This window comes from Lacisediminihabitans sp. FW035, assembly GCF_054880895.1.
On record NZ_CM142187.1, the window covers coordinates 1,772,754 to 1,789,208 of the forward strand.

15 protein-coding genes are annotated in these 16,455 nt (G+C 66.6%); 12 read left to right on the forward strand and 3 right to left on the reverse strand.

Annotation, left to right across the window (positions count from 1 at the left end):
- The first annotated feature begins 89 nt into the window (after positions 1 to 89).
- Entirely contained in the window at positions 90 to 2,381 is a 2,292-nt protein-coding gene (locus ACVXZ4_RS08535; RefSeq protein ID WP_461797789.1) for a RelA/SpoT family protein, read from the forward strand.
- On the opposite strand, the gene ACVXZ4_RS08540 is transcribed toward ACVXZ4_RS08535, so the two are convergent.
- From ACVXZ4_RS08540 to ACVXZ4_RS08550, 3 genes are all read right to left on the reverse strand, one after another.
- On the reverse strand, positions 2,351 to 2,947 hold the full coding sequence (locus ACVXZ4_RS08540; protein WP_461797790.1) for a type IV toxin-antitoxin system AbiEi family antitoxin: 597 nt from the start codon (positions 2,945 to 2,947) through the stop codon (positions 2,351 to 2,353). The genes ACVXZ4_RS08535 and ACVXZ4_RS08540 overlap by 31 nt on opposite strands.
- Positions 2,948 to 3,039: 92 nt before the next feature.
- Positions 3,040 to 4,269, reverse strand: a complete 1,230-nt coding sequence (locus ACVXZ4_RS08545; protein WP_461797791.1) for a DUF349 domain-containing protein — start codon at positions 4,267 to 4,269, stop codon at positions 3,040 to 3,042.
- Positions 4,270 to 4,319: 50 nt separating this feature from the next.
- A complete protein-coding gene (locus ACVXZ4_RS08550) occupies positions 4,320 to 5,120 on the reverse strand; it encodes a peptidylprolyl isomerase (protein WP_461797792.1) in 801 nt (266 codons plus the stop codon).
- Positions 5,121 to 5,250: 130 nt separating this feature from the next.
- Between ACVXZ4_RS08550 and ACVXZ4_RS08555 the strand changes: the two genes are divergently transcribed.
- The 11 genes from ACVXZ4_RS08555 to aroB all read left to right on the forward strand — a co-directional run bounded on the left by ACVXZ4_RS08555 (position 5,251) and on the right by aroB (position 16,350).
- Complete coding sequence (locus tag ACVXZ4_RS08555) at positions 5,251 to 6,585, forward strand: replication-associated recombination protein A (RefSeq protein WP_461797793.1); 1,335 nt, start codon at positions 5,251 to 5,253, stop codon at positions 6,583 to 6,585.
- A 186-nt stretch (positions 6,586 to 6,771) separates the two neighbouring features.
- A complete protein-coding gene (gene rpsD / locus ACVXZ4_RS08560; RefSeq protein WP_185200678.1) occupies positions 6,772 to 7,401 on the forward strand; it encodes a 30S ribosomal protein S4 in 630 nt (209 codons plus the stop codon).
- A 107-nt stretch (positions 7,402 to 7,508) separates the two neighbouring features.
- Entirely contained in the window at positions 7,509 to 7,874 is a 366-nt protein-coding gene (locus tag ACVXZ4_RS08565) for a DUF948 domain-containing protein (RefSeq protein ID WP_461797794.1), read from the forward strand.
- Positions 7,875 to 7,926: 52 nt separating this feature from the next.
- Positions 7,927 to 8,148, forward strand: coding sequence for a hypothetical protein (locus tag ACVXZ4_RS08570; RefSeq protein WP_461797795.1), 222 nt, complete (start codon positions 7,927 to 7,929; stop codon positions 8,146 to 8,148).
- Positions 8,149 to 8,206: 58 nt separating this feature from the next.
- On the forward strand, positions 8,207 to 10,861 hold the full coding sequence (alaS, locus tag ACVXZ4_RS08575; RefSeq protein WP_461797796.1) for an alanine--tRNA ligase: 2,655 nt from the start codon (positions 8,207 to 8,209) through the stop codon (positions 10,859 to 10,861).
- Positions 10,862 to 10,863: 2 nt separating this feature from the next.
- The gene (gene ruvX, locus ACVXZ4_RS08580) at positions 10,864 to 11,325 is read left to right on the forward strand and encodes a Holliday junction resolvase RuvX (protein ID WP_461797797.1); all 462 of its coding nucleotides are present in this window, start codon (positions 10,864 to 10,866) and stop codon (positions 11,323 to 11,325) included.
- A 2-nt stretch (positions 11,326 to 11,327) separates the two neighbouring features.
- On the forward strand, positions 11,328 to 12,638 hold the full coding sequence (gene mltG, locus ACVXZ4_RS08585) for an endolytic transglycosylase MltG (protein ID WP_461797798.1): 1,311 nt from the start codon (positions 11,328 to 11,330) through the stop codon (positions 12,636 to 12,638).
- Positions 12,629 to 13,471 (forward strand): shikimate dehydrogenase family protein, encoded by an 843-nt coding sequence (locus ACVXZ4_RS08590; RefSeq protein WP_461797799.1) that lies wholly within the window; start codon positions 12,629 to 12,631, stop codon positions 13,469 to 13,471. Before mltG ends, ACVXZ4_RS08590 begins: the two co-directional genes overlap by 10 nt.
- Before the next feature lie 52 nt (positions 13,472 to 13,523).
- Positions 13,524 to 14,738 (forward strand): chorismate synthase, encoded by a 1,215-nt coding sequence (gene aroC / locus ACVXZ4_RS08595; protein WP_461797800.1) that lies wholly within the window; start codon positions 13,524 to 13,526, stop codon positions 14,736 to 14,738.
- On the forward strand, positions 14,735 to 15,280 hold the full coding sequence (locus ACVXZ4_RS08600) for a shikimate kinase (RefSeq protein ID WP_461797801.1): 546 nt from the start codon (positions 14,735 to 14,737) through the stop codon (positions 15,278 to 15,280). Before aroC ends, ACVXZ4_RS08600 begins: the two co-directional genes overlap by 4 nt.
- Positions 15,277 to 16,350 carry a 3-dehydroquinate synthase gene (gene aroB / locus ACVXZ4_RS08605; RefSeq protein ID WP_461797802.1) on the forward strand — a complete coding sequence of 358 codons (1,074 nt, stop codon included), beginning with the start codon at positions 15,277 to 15,279 and terminating at the stop codon, positions 16,348 to 16,350. The genes ACVXZ4_RS08600 and aroB overlap by 4 nt, the downstream gene beginning before the upstream one ends.
- Positions 16,351 to 16,455: the final 105 nt, after the last annotated feature.

Below are 16,455 nucleotides of genomic sequence, written 5' to 3' on the forward strand. Positions count from 1 at the left end.
GCCGGCGTGCCTGCAATCGCGGGTGCCGTGAGCGAACGGGCCGAGACCACCTCCGCCGCGGTGATAGTTTTGCAGCAGGAGGAACGCTGATGGTTGATACGACGACATCCGACACCTCCGCGCCTCCCGCACCGGGATCGAACGGTCCCGCCACAGGTTCGCTTCGCACCCTCCTTCCGCGGATCTTCTCGAAGGCGCAGCCGACCGGGGCGGTCGACCGCCTGATCAAGACGGCGCGGATGCACCATCCCAAGGCCGACGTGAGCATCATCGAGCGCGCATATGTGACCGCCGAACGTGCTCACCGCGGACAGAAGCGCCGCAGCGGCGAACCGTACATCACCCATCCGGTGGCCGTCGCCCAGATCCTCGCCGACCTCGGTATCGGGCCGAAGACGTTGGCCGCCGCCCTCCTGCACGACACCGTCGAAGACACGGACTACTCCCTCGACCTGCTCCGGCGAGACTTCGGCGACGAGATCGCGATGCTCGTCGACGGCGTGACGAAACTCGACAAGCTCAAGTACGGCGACAGCGCCCAAGCCGAGACCGTGCGCAAGATGGTCGTCGCGATGTCCAAGGACATCCGGGTGCTCGTGATCAAGCTCGCCGATCGCCTGCACAATGCCCGCACCTGGGGTTTCGTTCCGGCCGAATCCGCCACACGCAAGGCCCAGGAGACCCTGGAGATCTACGCCCCGCTGGCGCACCGCCTGGGAATCCAGACCATCAAGTGGGAGCTCGAGGACCTCTCGTTCGCCGTGCTCTATCCCAAGCTCTACGTGGAGATCGAGAACCTCGTCAAGCAGCGCACCCCGCAGCGCGAGGAATTCGTGCAGCAGGTCATCGATTCGGTGAAGGACGACCTCAAGTCCTCGAAGATCAAGGGCAAGGTCGTCGGCAGGCCGAAGCAGTATTACTCGATCTACCAGAAGATGATCGTGCGCGGCCGCGAGTTCGATGAGATCTACGATCTGGTCGGCATCAGGGTGCTGGTCGGATCGGTGCGCGACTGTTATGCGGTGCTCGGATCGATCCACGCGCGCTGGAATCCGATCCCCGGTCGGTTCAAGGATTACATCGCGACCCCCAAGTTCAACCTCTACCAGTCCCTCCACACGACCGTGATCGGGCCGAAGGGCCGAGCGGTCGAGATCCAGATCCGCACCGATGAGATGCACCAGCGTGCAGAATTCGGTGTCGCGGCCCACTGGAAATACAAGGAGCGTGTCAACGGCAAGGGCGGCTCGAGCGAGACGAGCGACGATGGCGATATGGCGTGGCTTGCGCACATCACCGACTGGCAGGCCGAGACCGCCGATCCGAATGAGTTCCTCGACTCTCTGCGATTCGAAATCGGTGCGAAAGAGGTCTACGTCTTCACACCCCAGGGCAAGGTCATCGGTCTTCCTGCGGGAGCGACTCCCGTCGACTTCGCGTACGCGGTCCACACCGAGGTGGGTCACCGCACCATGGGCTCGAAGGTCAACGGTCGCCTCGTCCCGCTCGAGAGCACGCTGAACTCCGGCGACGTCGTCGAGATCTTCACCTCGAAGAATCCGGATGCCGGGCCGAGCCAGGGCTGGCTCAACTTCGTCAAGAGCCCGCGCGCCCGCAACAAGATCAAGCAGTGGTTCACGAAGGAACGGCGAGATGAGGCGATCGAGCAGGGCAAGGACGCCATCGCCCGTGCCATGCGCAAGCAGAATCTTCCCCTCCAGAAACTGATGAACCAGGACTCGTTCAACGAGGTCGCCGCCCAGATGCGCTACGAGGACATCTCGGCGCTCTATGCCGCCGTCGGTGAGGGACACGTCTCCACCCAGTCGGTGATCGAGAAGGTGCTCGGCACCCTGCATACCGAGGCCGAGACCGAAGACTCCGAGATCCCGTTCCCGACCAAGGGGCGCAGCAAGCAGTTGCGCAACAGCGATTCCGGAGTGCTCGTGCGCGGTGCCCCCGACATCCTGGTGAAGCTCGCGAAATGCTGCACACCGGTGCCCGGCGATGACATCGTCGGATTTGTCACCCGTGGTTCGGGTGTCTCCGTGCACAAGAACGACTGCCACAATGTCGCGTCGCTGCTGAACGAGCCAGAGCGCATGGTGGATGTCGAGTGGGCACCCACTTCGTCGAGCATCTTCCTCGTGCAGATCCAGGTGGAGGCGCTCGACCGCGCCGGACTGTTGTCAGACGTGACCCGGGTGCTCTCGGAGAGCCACGTCAACATCCTGTCGGCGTCGGTGTCGACCTCGAGTGATCGGCTGGCGCTCAGCCGGTTCGTCTTCGAGATGGGGGATACGACGCACCTGGATGCCGTGCTGAACGCGGTGCGGCGCATCGACGCGGTCTACGACGTGTATCGGGTCAACGGGGGCTGACCGGTACTGACGGTGTGAATGCGGCGCGCCGCTTCGTCGATCCGTTCGAGGGCGAGGCGTTTGTTCGGCAGGTTCCGTCGGCGATCGAGGTTGGCGCGACACTCGACAGCGTCGAACCGCCCGATCCGCATCAGATCGCCGATCACGCTCAGCTCGTCGTCGTCGAAGTCCGAGACGTTGCGCGCAAGGTCCACGACCGTCCGGAGTGGGGTCGTGAGCCTCAGGCCGGCGAGTGTGAGAAGGTCCCGTTCCTCGATGACGACCTCGCGGACGGAGATGGCGATGAGCGCGGACGGACGGGTCCTGGCGGCGATATCGGCACAGAACTGATGCCGGCGGGGCGGGCGACTGAGCGCGCCATGGATCCAGGCGGCAGTGCGCTGTTCGGCGATGAGGCTCCCCGGCACACTGAGCGCGAGGGACCGGGCTCGGCTGACACGGCCTTCGATCTCGTCGATGGGGCTGAAGCACTGGCCGACCGGGTAGACCTCGCCGTCGAGCTTCGCGGCGTGCAATTCGGCTTCCGGAAGATCGGCGTGATAGAGCACGGGGGGAAGTCGAGACATGCGTCCATGGTTCCGGACGTCATCGGATGCCACCGGCTGTCGACAGCGATCTGTGGAGAACCCCGGCGAACGGTGCCCGGAGACGGGTGGTGTCAGCCGATCGCTTTCAGCCAGGCCTTTCGCGCCTCGAGGGCCTCTTCGGCGTCGGCGACCTTCTTCGCGTTGCCGCCGGCCTTCGCCTCGGCGAGTTCTGCTTCGAGCTTGGCGATCGCATCCTGCAGCTGGCCGGCGAGCCCCTCGGCCCGCGCGATGCGCTCCGGGTTGCTCTTCTGCCAGTGGTCCTCGTCGAGCTTGCGCACGGCCGTCTCGACCTTGCGCAGGCGGTCCTCGATGGGCTTGACCTTGTCTCGCGGCACCTTGCCGATGGCGTCCCAGCGACGCTGGATCGAGAGGAGGCCGTCCTTGGCCTTCACTCGATCCGTCTCAGTGATCAGCGGCTCGGCCTCGTCGAGCAGGGCGAGCTTCAGCACGAGATTGGCGCTGAACTCCTCGTTGTCCTTGGCGTCCACCTCGGACTTCGCAGAATACAGCGCGTCTCCCGCGGCCTTGAAACGAAGCCAGAGTGCGTCGTCGAACTTCTTACCCGCGCGGCCCGCTGCCTTCCAGTCGTCGAGGAGGGTGCGATACACCGGGATTCCGTCGAGCCCCTTCGGGATGAGCGCCTCGGCCTTCTCGGCGAGTTCCTGCTTCTTGTTGCGAGCGTCCTTGTGCACCGAGTCGAGTTCTGCGAAGAAAGCCTTGCGGTGCGTCTCGATGATGGTGCGAGCGGCCCGGAATCGCTTCCAGAGCTCGTTGCTCTCGTTCTTGGGCAGGCGAGGACCGTCGGCCTGGTGCTTCTGCCAGCGCGCGAAGATGTCGTCGAGGGTAGCGCTGACCTGCTTCCACTGGGCCTTCGCCGGATCCTGCGCCGCGAGCGTCTCGGCCTCGACCACCAGTGCCTCACGCTCCGCGAGGGCCGCTTCCGTTGCCGCTTTCGTCTCTGCGGTCTGCTTCTCGGTGAGCTCCCCGACCGCTCCGTCGAGGGCATCGAGACGTTTGGTCAGCGAGGGCAGGTCGCCGACGGCGTTCGCCGAGGCGACGGTGACCTTGAGGGCGGCGATGGTCTTCGCGACATCCGCTGCGGCAGTTCCGCGCTTGATGCGCTGCTCGAGGAGCGTCACCTGGCCGGCGAGTTCGACGTACTTGCGCTGGAAGTAGCCCATCGCCTCTTCGGGAGTGCCGTCGGGGTACTGTCCGACGGCGCGCTCGCCTTCGCCGTCGCGCACGAAGACGGTGCCGGTCTCGTCAACGCGGCCCCATGGAGCCTGTTCGTCTGTCGCCAAAAGTCTCACCTTTGCTTGTCGGCCATGCTGTGGAATGGCCGGACACCAGCCTATTGCACGGTCAGTTGTGTGATCTTCGTCGGGACGACCGGAGTACCGTCAGTCGTACTCGAGGCGGAGGGGGTGACGCCGGCGTCGGCGATCTGGCTCACGAAGTCAGCGAGGCCACTGGTGACGGAGCCGAAGACCGTGTATCCGCCGGTCGAGGAGTCGAGTGTCGTCGCTGCATAGGTGATGAAGAACTGGCTGCTCTGCGTGTAGGCACCCGTTCCTCGCGCCATGGCTATCGTGCCCGCGGGATAGACACCGTCGGCCGGCACGTTCTCGAGCGGTCCGAAGCTGAATCCGACATCGCCTGCGCCCTTGCCGTCGACCGATCCGCACTGGATGAGCTTCGCGCTGTCGCTGTTCGTGAGGCGATGACAGGTGGCGCCCGTCGTCGTGTAGAAATTCTTCTTCGCGAGATCGATGAAGACCGATGTAGCCTGAGGGGCCTTCGCGCCGTCGAGGGAGATCCCCATCTTCACCGAGTTGAGGGTGAGGTCGCCGGTCCAGGTGCGCCCCTCCGCGATGGTCTTGGCCGGAACATCGCCCACATTCGTGCCCGCCGCCGCGCTGCTCGACGGGGACGGGGATGCCGACGGCGCGGGCATCCCGGGACCGGCGGTGAAATAGAAGACCTGCGTGACAGTGGCGAGCGCGGCGATCACGACGACGCCCGCGATCGCGATGATGTTGTCTCGCCGCCGCCTTTTCACCTGAAGGCTGTGAACCGACTGCCGGGCGTTGTACCGGCGGAGTCGGTCGCGGGCCTCCCGCGCGTCTCGCTCGGCGTTCTTGCTGGCTGCCACGGCTGGTCCTTCGGGGTCGGTGCCGCGATGACGGCAGGGAATGTCCTCCTGCACTGTATATGACGAGTGCCTCGCGCCCGGGAAGCATCACCAGCGATCGCGGTCGGTCGGGCGAACTACCATTGCGTTCATGGTGGATGCTCGGATCGGACTGCGCGCGGGCGCGACCCCCCTCGCCGTGCGAATGCGACCGCGCAGCCTCGACGAGGTCGCCGGCCAGCGCCATCTGCTCACCCCCGGCTCGCCGCTCGTGAGCCTCGCGTCCGACAAGACGGGGGAGCAGGGCGCGACCTCCGTGATCCTCTGGGGGCCGCCCGGCACGGGCAAGACCACCCTTGCCCAGGCCATCGCCCACTCCTCGGGGCGCAAGTTCGTCGAGCTCTCCGCCGTCAACGCTGGAGTGAAGGACGTACGCGAGGTCATGGAGCAGGCCATGTCTTCGCGGGACCTGTACGGGGTCTCAACGGTGCTGTTCCTCGACGAGATCCATCGATTCACGAAGGCCCAGCAGGATGCCCTTCTGCCCGGCGTCGAGAACGGGTGGGTGATCCTCGTCGCGGCCACCACAGAGAATCCCTCCTTCTCGGTGATCTCCCCATTGCTGTCCCGTTCGCTGTTGCTGACCCTCGAGGTGCTCAGCGACGAGGACCTCGCGACTCTTGTCGACCGGGCAGTGGTCGATCCACGCGGTCTCGCCGACAAGGTCGTGCTGGAGGACGAAGCGCGGGCACTGATCATCCGCCTTGCGTCGGGAGACGCCCGTCGCGCCCTCACCGCCCTCGAGGCAGCAGCCCTCTCGGCATCGTCGACGGCGGAGGACGACGAGAAGCCGGTCGTGACAGCCGACATCGTGGCCATGGCCGTCGACCGGGCTCTTCTTCGATACGACCGCAATGGCGACGAGCACTACGACGTGATCAGTGCCTTCATCAAGTCGATCCGTGGCTCTGATGTCGATGCCGCCCTGCACTATCTCGCCCGCATGATCGAGGCGGGGGAAGATCCGCGATTCATCTCCCGGCGGGTGATGATCAGCGCCGCGGAGGACATCGGTATCGCCGACCCGCAGGCCCTGCTCATCGCAGTGGCGGCAGCCGATGCGGTGCAGTACGTCGGAATGCCCGAGGGGCGCATCCCACTGGCCGAAGCCGTGGTCTACCTCGCGACCGCGCCCAAGTCCAACGCCGCGTACATGGCCCTGGATGCCGCGATCGCCGACGTGCGCGCCGGCAAGATCGGCCGGGTACCCAAGCACCTGCGGGACGCGCACTACGCCGGCGCCAAGAAGCTCGGTCACGGCAAGGGCTACAAGTACTCGCACGACTCCGATCTCGGGGTGGTCGAGCAGCAGTACCTGCCCGACGAACTGCTCTCGACGCAGTACTACCGGCCGACGGACCACGGCAACGAGCGGGATGTGAAGGCGCGCCTCGAGAAGTTGCGCCGCATCATCCGCGGGGAGTGACGGCCGGGGTCTCGACACGGGGGCTGCGCGCCCTACTCGACCAGCATCCGGCCTTCTGTTAGGATGCTCTGTGGCCCTGGGGAGTAATCCCGGGCCGAACCCCTCTTCCCAATCTGTCCGCGCTCACGCACGGGCCTTCACGGCGCATGTCCGCCTCGTGGGGGCGAAGAGAATCGAAAGGAATCCGTGTCTACCCAGTCACGTACCCGCAGCAAGACGCGCCTGTCGCGTGCGTTGGGCATCCCGCTCACGCCGAAGGCCGCCAAGTACCTCGAGAAGCGCCCGTACCCTCCGGGGGAGCACGGTCGCACCAAGCGCAAGACCGACAGCGACTACGCCGTCCGTCTCCGCGAGAAGCAGCGCCTGCGTGCCCAGTACGGCATCCGCGAGGCCCAGCTCAAGATCCAGTTCGAAGAGGCACGTCGTGCAGCCGGCCTGACCGGTGAGAACCTGGTCGAGCAGCTCGAGATGCGTCTCGACGCGCTCATCGTGCGTGCGGCCATCGCTCGCACGACGGCCCAGGCCCGCCAGATGATCGTGCACCGTCACATCCTGGTCGACGGCCAGCGTGTCGACCGCCCGTCGTTCCGCGTCAAGCCGGGACAGCTCATCCACGTGCACGCCAAGAGCGAGGGCATGGAGCCGTTCCAGGTCGCCGCTGCCGGCGGACACGTCGATGTGCTTCCGAAGACGCCGCCGTACCTCGAGGTCGAAATCGACAAGCTGCAGGCCCGCCTCGTGCGTCGCCCGAAGCGCGCCGAGGTCCCCGTGACCTGTGAAGTCCAGCTCGTCGTGGAGTACTACGCGGCTCGCTAGTCTCGATACGGGCGCTGAGCGCCCTACTCGACCACCGGTATTGTGGGAGCGGATCATCTTCGGATGGTCCGCTCCTTCTGCTTAACCCCGATCGATTGGTGCAATTCATGACTGGTGGTGACATCGCCGGACTGATCGCCGCAGGAGTCTTCGCGGTACTCGTCGGCTTCCTTGCTCTTCCTTTGATCAAACTCGGACGGGTATTCGACGAGGCCGGAACCGCCATCCGCGAGCTCGGAAACAACGTCACGCCCCTGCTCGAGGAGGCGACCACGACCATTTCCGAGACCAACAAGCAACTCGCCCGCGTGGACACCATCACCAAGGGTGTCGCGGAGGCGACCGGCAACGTGAGTTCCCTGATCGCACTGACGGCAGCGACGGTCGGCGGACCACTGATCAAGCTCGCCGGTTTCTCGGCTGCCGTGAAGGTCGCGCTCGGTGCACTGAAGCCCAAATCCCGCGCGAAGTAAACTTGACCCAGTTGCAGCGCCGCACCATCCGACATCACCTTAGGGAGCACCCATGAAGAACATCCTCTGGCTCATCGTCGGCGTCGGACTCGGATTCGTCGCCGCCCACCAGATCAATAAGACCCCCGAGGGCAAGCGGTTCTTCGAAGACGTCGACAGCCGGGCCCACGAGTTCTCGAGTGCGGTCGTCGACGGGTACAAGGAACGCGAAGCAGAGCTCCGTGCCGCGGTCGGCGAAGCCGGAGACGCGCTCTCCGACCTGACCACGCGCTGACCACCTCCTCTTACCACCCTCGGCGGGCCGGATCGGTGCGCCATGACCTCAGGACACCATGCAGACCGCTGACATCCGTGGCCGCTGGCTCGACTTCTTCGCCGAGCGCGGCCACACCGTAGTTCCCTCCGCCTCCCTCGTGAGCGACGACCCCACCCTGCTGTTCACGGTCGCGGGCATGGTGCCCTTCGTGCCCTATCTCACCGGCCTAGTTCCGGCGCCGTATCCGCGGGCGACGAGCGTGCAGAAGTGCATCCGAACCCTCGACATAGAAGAGGTGGGCAAGACCCCCCGTCACGGCACCTTCTTCCAGATGAACGGCAACTTCTCCTTCGGCGACTACTTCAAGGAACAGGCGATCACCTACGCCTGGGACCTCCTGACCAGTTCTGAATCGGACGGCGGCTACGGCTTCCAGGAGAAGGACCTCTGGGTCACGGTCTACAAAGACGACGACGAGGCGTTCGACCTCTGGCGGAAGATCGCCGGTCTACCCGAGGAGCGCATCCAGCGCCTCGACATGGATACGAACTACTGGTCGACCGGCCAACCGGGGCCGGCAGGACCCTGCTCGGAGATCTTCTTCGACCGCGGTCCCGCCTATGGCGCCGACGGCGGTCCGGCCACGGACGACGACCGCTATGTGGAGATCTGGAATCTCGTCTTCATGCAGTACCTGCGCGGGCCGGGATCGGGAAAGAACTTCGAGATCCTCGGCGACCTCCCCAAGAAGAACATCGACACCGGTATGGGCCTCGAGCGCGTCGCCTTCCTCAAGCAGGGCGTCGAGAACATGTACGAGATCGACCAGGTGCGCCCGGTGCTCGACCTCGCATCGGCGCTTTCGGGTCGGCGCTACGGCGCGGTGCACGACGACGATGTGCGCATGCGAATCGTTGCGGATCACGTGCGTTCGGCTCTCATGCTGATGTCCGACGGCATCACGCCGTCGAACGAGGGTCGCGGCTACATCCTGCGACGCCTGCTTCGCCGTACGGTGCGGTCGATGCGACTGCTCGGCGTCGATGCCCCCACCTTCACGGAGCTCTTCTCGGCGTCGCGGGATGCGATGAAAGCGGCGTACCCGGAGGTCGAGACCGACTACGACCGCATCCGCAACCTCGCGACCGCTGAGGAAGAGACCTTCCTGCGCACCCTGGCCAGCGGCACGAGCATCCTCGATCTCGCGGTCACGAAGACGCAGGGCTCCGGATCGAAGCAGCTCGCCGGCGACACCGCATTCCTCCTCCACGACACCTTCGGATTCCCGATCGACCTCACGCTGGAGATGGCGGAGGAGGCCGGCCTCAGCGTGGACCGCGATGCCTTCGACGCGCTCATGCTCGAGCAGCGCACGATGGCGAAGGCGGATGCCAAGGCCAAGAAGACCCTGCTCGCAGACCTCTCCGTCTACAGCGCCTTCCGCGCGCAGGGCGAGACCGTCTTCACCGGCTATGACCACCTCGACACCGAGACGAGCATCCTCGGTCTCATCGTCGACGGCATCTCGGTGACCAAGGCTGTGGCCGGGGACATCGCAGAGGTGATCCTCGCCGAGACCTCCCTCTACCCGGAGTCCGGCGGCCAGGAAGCGGATGCCGGCAGCATCGTCGGCAACGGTTTCGACCTCGAGGTACTCGATGTCCAGCGCCCCGTGAAGGGGCTCGTGAGCCACCGGGTGCAGGTGCGCAGCGGGGAGGTCGGCGTCGGAGCGGCGGCCACCAGCGTCGTCGACCGCGACTACCGCCGCGGCGCGACCCAGGCGCATTCCGCCACTCATCTGATCCACGCTGCCCTCCGCGAGGTTCTCGGCCCGGATGCCCACCAGGCCGGGTCGGACAACCGCGCGGGCTACATGCGCCTCGACTTCAACTGGAGTAAACCGCTCTCACTCGAGACGCGCAGCGAGATCGAGGACATCGCGAATGATGCCGTGCGCCAGAATCTCGAGGTGACGACGCGTATCCTGCCTCTCGACGAAGCTCGTGCACTCGGGGCCATGGCCCTCTTCGGCGAGAAGTACGGCGAGGAGGTGCGCGTCGTGGAAATCGGTGGACCGTGGTCCCTCGAACTGTGTGCCGGTACCCACGTCGGTCGCAGCGCAGAGATCGGGCTCATCAACGTGATCAGCGAGGCCTCTGTCGGGTCGAGCAACCGCCGTATAGAGTCCCTGGTCGGGCGCGAGGCGTTCCGCGATCTCGCGACGGAGCGTGCAATCGTCAACGAGCTGACATCGACTCTCAAGACGCCTCGCGACCAGGTGTCCACTCGTATCTCCGAGCTGCTGTCCAGCCTCAAGACCGCGGAGAAGCGGATCGCCGAGTTCGAGCAGGCCGCGCTCACCGAGCGTGTGCCTTCTCTGGTCGCCGACGCGACGCGCGTCGGAGCAGTCCTGGCCCTCGTCGCGAACGTCGGCGCTCTGTCGTCCTCCGACGACCTCCGCCTTCTCGTCACCACCGTGCGCGGTCGGCTCGGCAGCGAGGCGGCCGTTGTCGCCCTCGCCGCGGATGTCGCTGGCAAGCCCGCGGTCATCGTCGCGACCAACGAGGCGTCACGCGCGCTCGGCGCAAAGGCGGGTGCGCTGGCGAAGATCGCGGCGGGCATCCTCGGGGGCGGCGGAGGTGGCAAGGACGATCTCGCGCAGGGTGGCGGCTCGAATTTGGCAGCGATCCCGACCGCCCTCGATGCCATTTCGGCCGGGCTCCCGAGGTAGCGGTGCGACCGGGCGTGCGCCTCGGCATCGATGTGGGCAAAGTGCGCATCGGCCTCGCCTCGAGCGACCCACACGGCATGCTCGCGACTCCCGTGAGCACGGTGCCGAGGGGGGAGGGTGACGTCGCTGCCATCATGGTCGAGGCCGTCGATCGGGCTGCGGTCGAGATTGTGATCGGGCTGCCCCTCGCACTGTCCGGAGGCGATTCGGCCTCGACCGAGGACGCTCGGGACTTCGCCCGGCGGGTGGCCGAGGCGGGCGACATCCCCGTGCGGATGGTGGACGAGCGGCTCTCGACGGTGTCTGCGACCCGCGCCCTGCAGTCTGCCGGCAGAAACTCGCGCAAATCCCGGCCCGTGATCGACCAGGTGGCGGCCGTGATAATTTTGCAACATGCCCTCGACGCCGAGCGCACCGGCGGACGCCTGCCGGGAGCGGTCGTCGTCCCGCACGAAGGACGATAACCGTGGCCGATGAGCCAAGCTGGGACGACATCTTTTCGTCGCAACCCCCCACCGGTGCGGAGACGCCCGAATCGACCCCCGCCACCTCCGCGCCGCGCAGTCGCCGTGAGGCTCGTGAGCAGGCGACACCGAGTCGTCGCGCGAGCCGTGAGCGGACGCTAGCCGAGCGCCCTTCGCGCCCGGAGCGCTCGAAGATCGCCCGATCGGACCGGGTCGATGAAAACGGCCTCCCTCGCCGCAAGAAGCCTCGCCGCAGCCTGGCCTGGCTCTGGGTGCTCCTTTCGATAGTGGTGGTGCTTGGCGTCGTATCGACGGCCGTGTGGTTCAACTTCCAGCCCCAGATCCAGAAGGTGCTCGGAATCGAGCCGCCCATCGACTACACCGGCGCCGGCACCGGGAAGGTCGTAGTGACGATCGAAAACGGGCAGATCGGCGAGGACGTCGCGAAGACCCTCGCCGCGAAGGGGGTCACCAAGACCTCGACCGCGTTCTACAAACTGCTGCTCGTGCAGCAGCCACCGGTGACGTTCATCCCCGGCAGCTACCAGCTCAAGAGCCACATGAGCGCGAAGGCCGCACTCGCCGCCCTCGCGGATCCGGCAAACAAGGTGTCGACCCGGGTCTCGTTCCCCGAGGGCATCACGGTCAAGGGCGTCATCTCCAGACTCGCGAATCTCAGTGAGAGCACCGGCGTCACCCAGGCGCAACTGGAGGCCGCCGCCGCGGACTACAAGTCCTTCGGGCTTCCCGCCGAGGCCCCGAGCCTCGAGGGCTACCTGTTCCCGGCGACGTACATTCTGGAGCCCGGTCAGACAGCCCACCAGATACTGCAGGTCTTCGTGACCGAGATGTTCAAGCGACTGGATGCCGCGGGCGTCGCGCCGGCGGATCGACACCGGGTGCTCACCCTGGCCGCGCTCACCCAGAAAGAGGGCGGTCCCGTCGCCGACTTCCCGAAGGTCGCGAGAGTCTGGGACAACCGCATCGCGAAGGGCATGAACCTGCAGTCGGATGCCACGGTGGCGTACGGTGCCGGATCGACGAGTATCGAGACCACACCGGCCCAGCGCGCCGACAAGAGCAACCCGTACAACACCTACGCCAACCCGGGGCTTCCCGTCGGCCCCATCTCCAACCCCGGCGACAAGGCGATCGATGCCACCCTGCATCCCACCGACGGCAGCTGGTTGTACTTCGTGGTCGTGAACTGCTCCACCGGGGAGACCGCCTTCTCCGATACCTTCGCGCAGCATCAGGCCGCCAATGCGCAACTCGGCGCGTGGCTGAAGGCCAACCCCGGTGGATGCGATTGACGAGGCTCGCCGTGCTCGGGTCCCCGATCGCACACTCCCAGTCTCCGGCGCTTCACCGCGCCGCGTACGGCGTGCTCGGACTGGACTGGCAGTACGAGGCCGTCGAGATGAAATCGTCGGGCCTCGCCGCGTACATCGCTTCGCGGGGGCCGGAATGGCGCGGACTGTCGCTCACGATGCCGCTCAAGCGCGACGTGATGCCGCTCCTCGCTGTCGCGGACCCCTTGGCCACCCTCACCGGGGGAGCGAACACCGTCCTGTTCCCGGAAGCGGCCGACGGCCCGGGACTTCACGGCTTCAACACCGATGTCTTCGGCATCGTCGAAGCGTTCCGTGGCGCGGGAGTCGATCGCCTCGATAGCGTGCGGATGCTGGGAGCGGGCGCGACCGCGGCATCCGCGCTCGTCGCTGTCGCCCAGCTCGGGGCACGGCGGGTCGTGGTCTCCGCCCGCTCCGCGCCAAAACTGGTGGCGCTGTTCGACCTCGGCGAGCAACTCGGTATCGATGTGCACGCGGCGCGACCGGACGGCATCGACGACGGCATCGTTCCCGAGGCCGTGATCAGCACGTTGCCGGGGGGCGCGGACCATAGCTACCGCTTCGAGAGCTCGACCCGGGCATCCGCGGTGCTCTTCGATGTGGCCTACGATCCCTGGCCCTCCCCCCTCGCGGAGAGCTGGCTCGAGGCCGGTGGCCGGGTGATCCCGGGCATCGAGATGCTCGTGAACCAGGCGCTTCTGCAGGTGCGGATCTTCGTGGGCGGCCGGGCGGATCGCATCCTCCCGCGCGAAGAGATCGTACTCGCGGCGATGCGGGAGTCCGTCGGGTTGTGACCTCGCCGTCGCGGGCGACGGGGCGCCTTCGCCGCTGTGGGAGAATTCTCTTATGCTTCGATGGTTGACCGCAGGGGAATCGCACGGTCCCGAACTGATCGCGATCCTCGAGGGTCTCCCGGCGGGAGTCCCTATCTCGATGGCGGCCATCCAGGAAGACCTGCACCGTCGTACGCTCGGCTACGGCCGCGGGGCGCGCCAGAAGTTCGAGCAGGACGCTCTCACGATCAGTGGCGGGGTCCGCTTCGGCCTGTCGATGGGCAGCCCGGTCGCACTTCGCATCGGCAACACGGAGTGGCCGCGCTGGGTCGACGTGATGAGTGCGGAACCGGTGGATCTCGAGTCGCTGCCCAAGGGTCGTGGAGCCCCGCTCACCCGCCCTCGACCGGGTCACGCCGACCTCGTCGGCATGCAGAAGTACGGTTTCGATGAATCCCGTAACGTGCTCGAGCGCGCGAGTGCCCGGGAGACCGCGGCACGGGTCGCGCTGGGCGCCGTCGCCCGGTCCTTCCTTGCTGAGCTGGGCATCCAGCTCGTGTCCCACACGCTCTCGATCGGAGCGACGCGGGTCCCCGAGGGATCCGCGCTGCCCGGAATCGCGGATGTCGCAGCGCTCGATGCCGACCCGCTTCGCTGCTTCGACGCGGCGACCTCCGTCCTCATGGTGGCCGAGGTGGATGCCGCCCACGAAGATGGGGACACGCTGGGGGGAGTAGTCGAGGTGCTCGCCTACGGTTTGCCTCCGGGGCTCGGTTCGTACACTCACTGGGACCGGCGGCTCGACTCGCAGCTCGCGGCCGCGCTCATGGGCATCCAGGCCATCAAGGGGGTCGAACTCGGCGACGGTTTCCTCACCGCTGCCCGGCGCGGGTCCCAGGCTCACGACGAACTCTTTCAGACAGCCGACGGCATCACGCGCTCGAGCGACCGTGCCGGAGGCACGGAGGGCGGCATGAGCACGGGAACGGTGCTGCGCGTGAGGGCGGCGATGAAGCCGATCTCCACAGTGCCGCATGCCCTCCGCACCGTCGACATCGCCACCTCTGCGGCCGGCGAGGCGCACCACCAGCGTTCGGATGTCTGCGCGGTGCCCGCCGCCGGTGTCGTCGCGGAAGCCATGGTCGCACTCGTGCTCGCGAATGCGGTGCTCGAAAAGTTCGGCGGAGACTCGGTCACGGAGACGAAACGCAATCTGGACGGTTACCTCACCGCGATTCCGCAGAATCTCGCGACCGCCCCGGAATCCGACCTCCTGCTCGGCTCGTGATCGATCGCACCCCCGAACCCGGCCGACCGTACCTGGTATTGATCGGCCCGCCCGCGGCAGGCAAGACACGTCTCGGCAAGAGGATCGCCCGCATCCTCGGGGCCCCGTTCGTGGACACCGACCGTCGGATCGTCGCCGGCCACGGGCCGATCGCCCAGATCTTCAGCGAACACGGGGAGAAGCACTACCGTGCCCTCGAGCGCGCCGAGGTGGCGAAGGCCCTCGGCGAGCGGGCGGTCGTCGCGCTCGGCGGCGGAGCCATCATCGATCCGGTGACCCAGGGCGATCTGCTCGACCATCGCGTCGCGCTCATCACGGTGAGCCCGGATGCGGTCGCCGCCCGCATCCTCGGCACGGGACGTCCCCTCATCACCGGCATCGACACCTGGTCGGAACTCGTCGCCTCCCGCCGGGAGATCTACGAGCGCCTCGCCACCCGCACCTGGGACACCTCCCACCGCCCGATCGACCAGATCGCGGCCGAGATCGCGAGCTGGATCACCGGCGACAGCCCCGAAGAGAGCGAAGAGAAATCACCATGAGTGTGACCACCATCGTCGTGCCGGGGGTCGACTCCTACGAGATCACCATCGGTCGCGACATCCTCTCCGCCCTGCCGGCATTGATCGGACAGAATGCGCGGAAGGTGCTCATCGTGCACCCTGCCACTCTCGGCGCGCGCGCTGAACGCCTGCGCGAGGCGCTGAGCGCCGACTTCGAGGTGCTCCTCGCCGAGATCCCGGATGCGGAGACCGGCAAGCGCGTGGAGGTCGCGGCCTTCTGCTGGCAGGTGATGGGCCAGTCCGACTTCACCCGTACCGACGTGGTGATCGGCTTCGGCGGGGGAGCGGTCACCGACCTCGCGGGCTTCGTCGCGGCGACCTGGCTGCGCGGCATCCGTCTGATCAATGTGCCGACGACTCTGCTCGGAATGGTGGATGCGTCGATCGGCGGCAAGACCGGCATCAACACCAACGAGGGCAAGAATCTCGTCGGCGCGTTCCACGCCCCGGCCGGCGTCGTTGTGGACCTCGATACGCTCGAAGGCCTCAGCCAGATGGAGATCCTCGCCGGATTCGGCGAGGTGGTGAAGTGCGGCTTCATCGGTGAACCCGAGATCCTCGACATCATCGAACGGGACGTGGATGTCGCCACCAACTCCTCCTCCGACGAGTTCCGTCGGATGGTGGAGCTCTCGGTCGGCCTCAAGGCGCGTGTCGTGGGAGAGGACTTCAAGGAGAACGGCCTGCGGGAGATCCTCAACTACGGGCACACCCTCGGCCACGCGGTGGAATACGCGGAGCGATTCCAGTGGCGCCACGGGGCCGCCGTCGCGATCGGCATGGTCTACGCCGCGGAGCTTGCTCGGCTCACCGGGCGACTGCCGGATGCCGTCGTCGATCGGCACCGCAGCATCCTCACCTCGCTGCAACTTCCGATCTCGTACCCCGCCGGCCGCTGGCAGACGCTGCTCTCGGTGATGAAGCGCGACAAGAAGGCCCGGGGAGCACTGCTGCGCTTCATCGTGCTCGACGACATCGGCAAGCCGACCGTGCTCACCGGACCCGACGAGAGCCTGCTCTTCGCGGCGTACCAGGAGATCGGCTCGTAGGTCGCAGCGAGCGGCCGCACACACTACGGGCGATTGCGGACTGCCCGGGCAGGCGTGCCGGCCCGGATTGTCCGCGATGGCCCGGCGAGAGCAACCGGCCCTCGG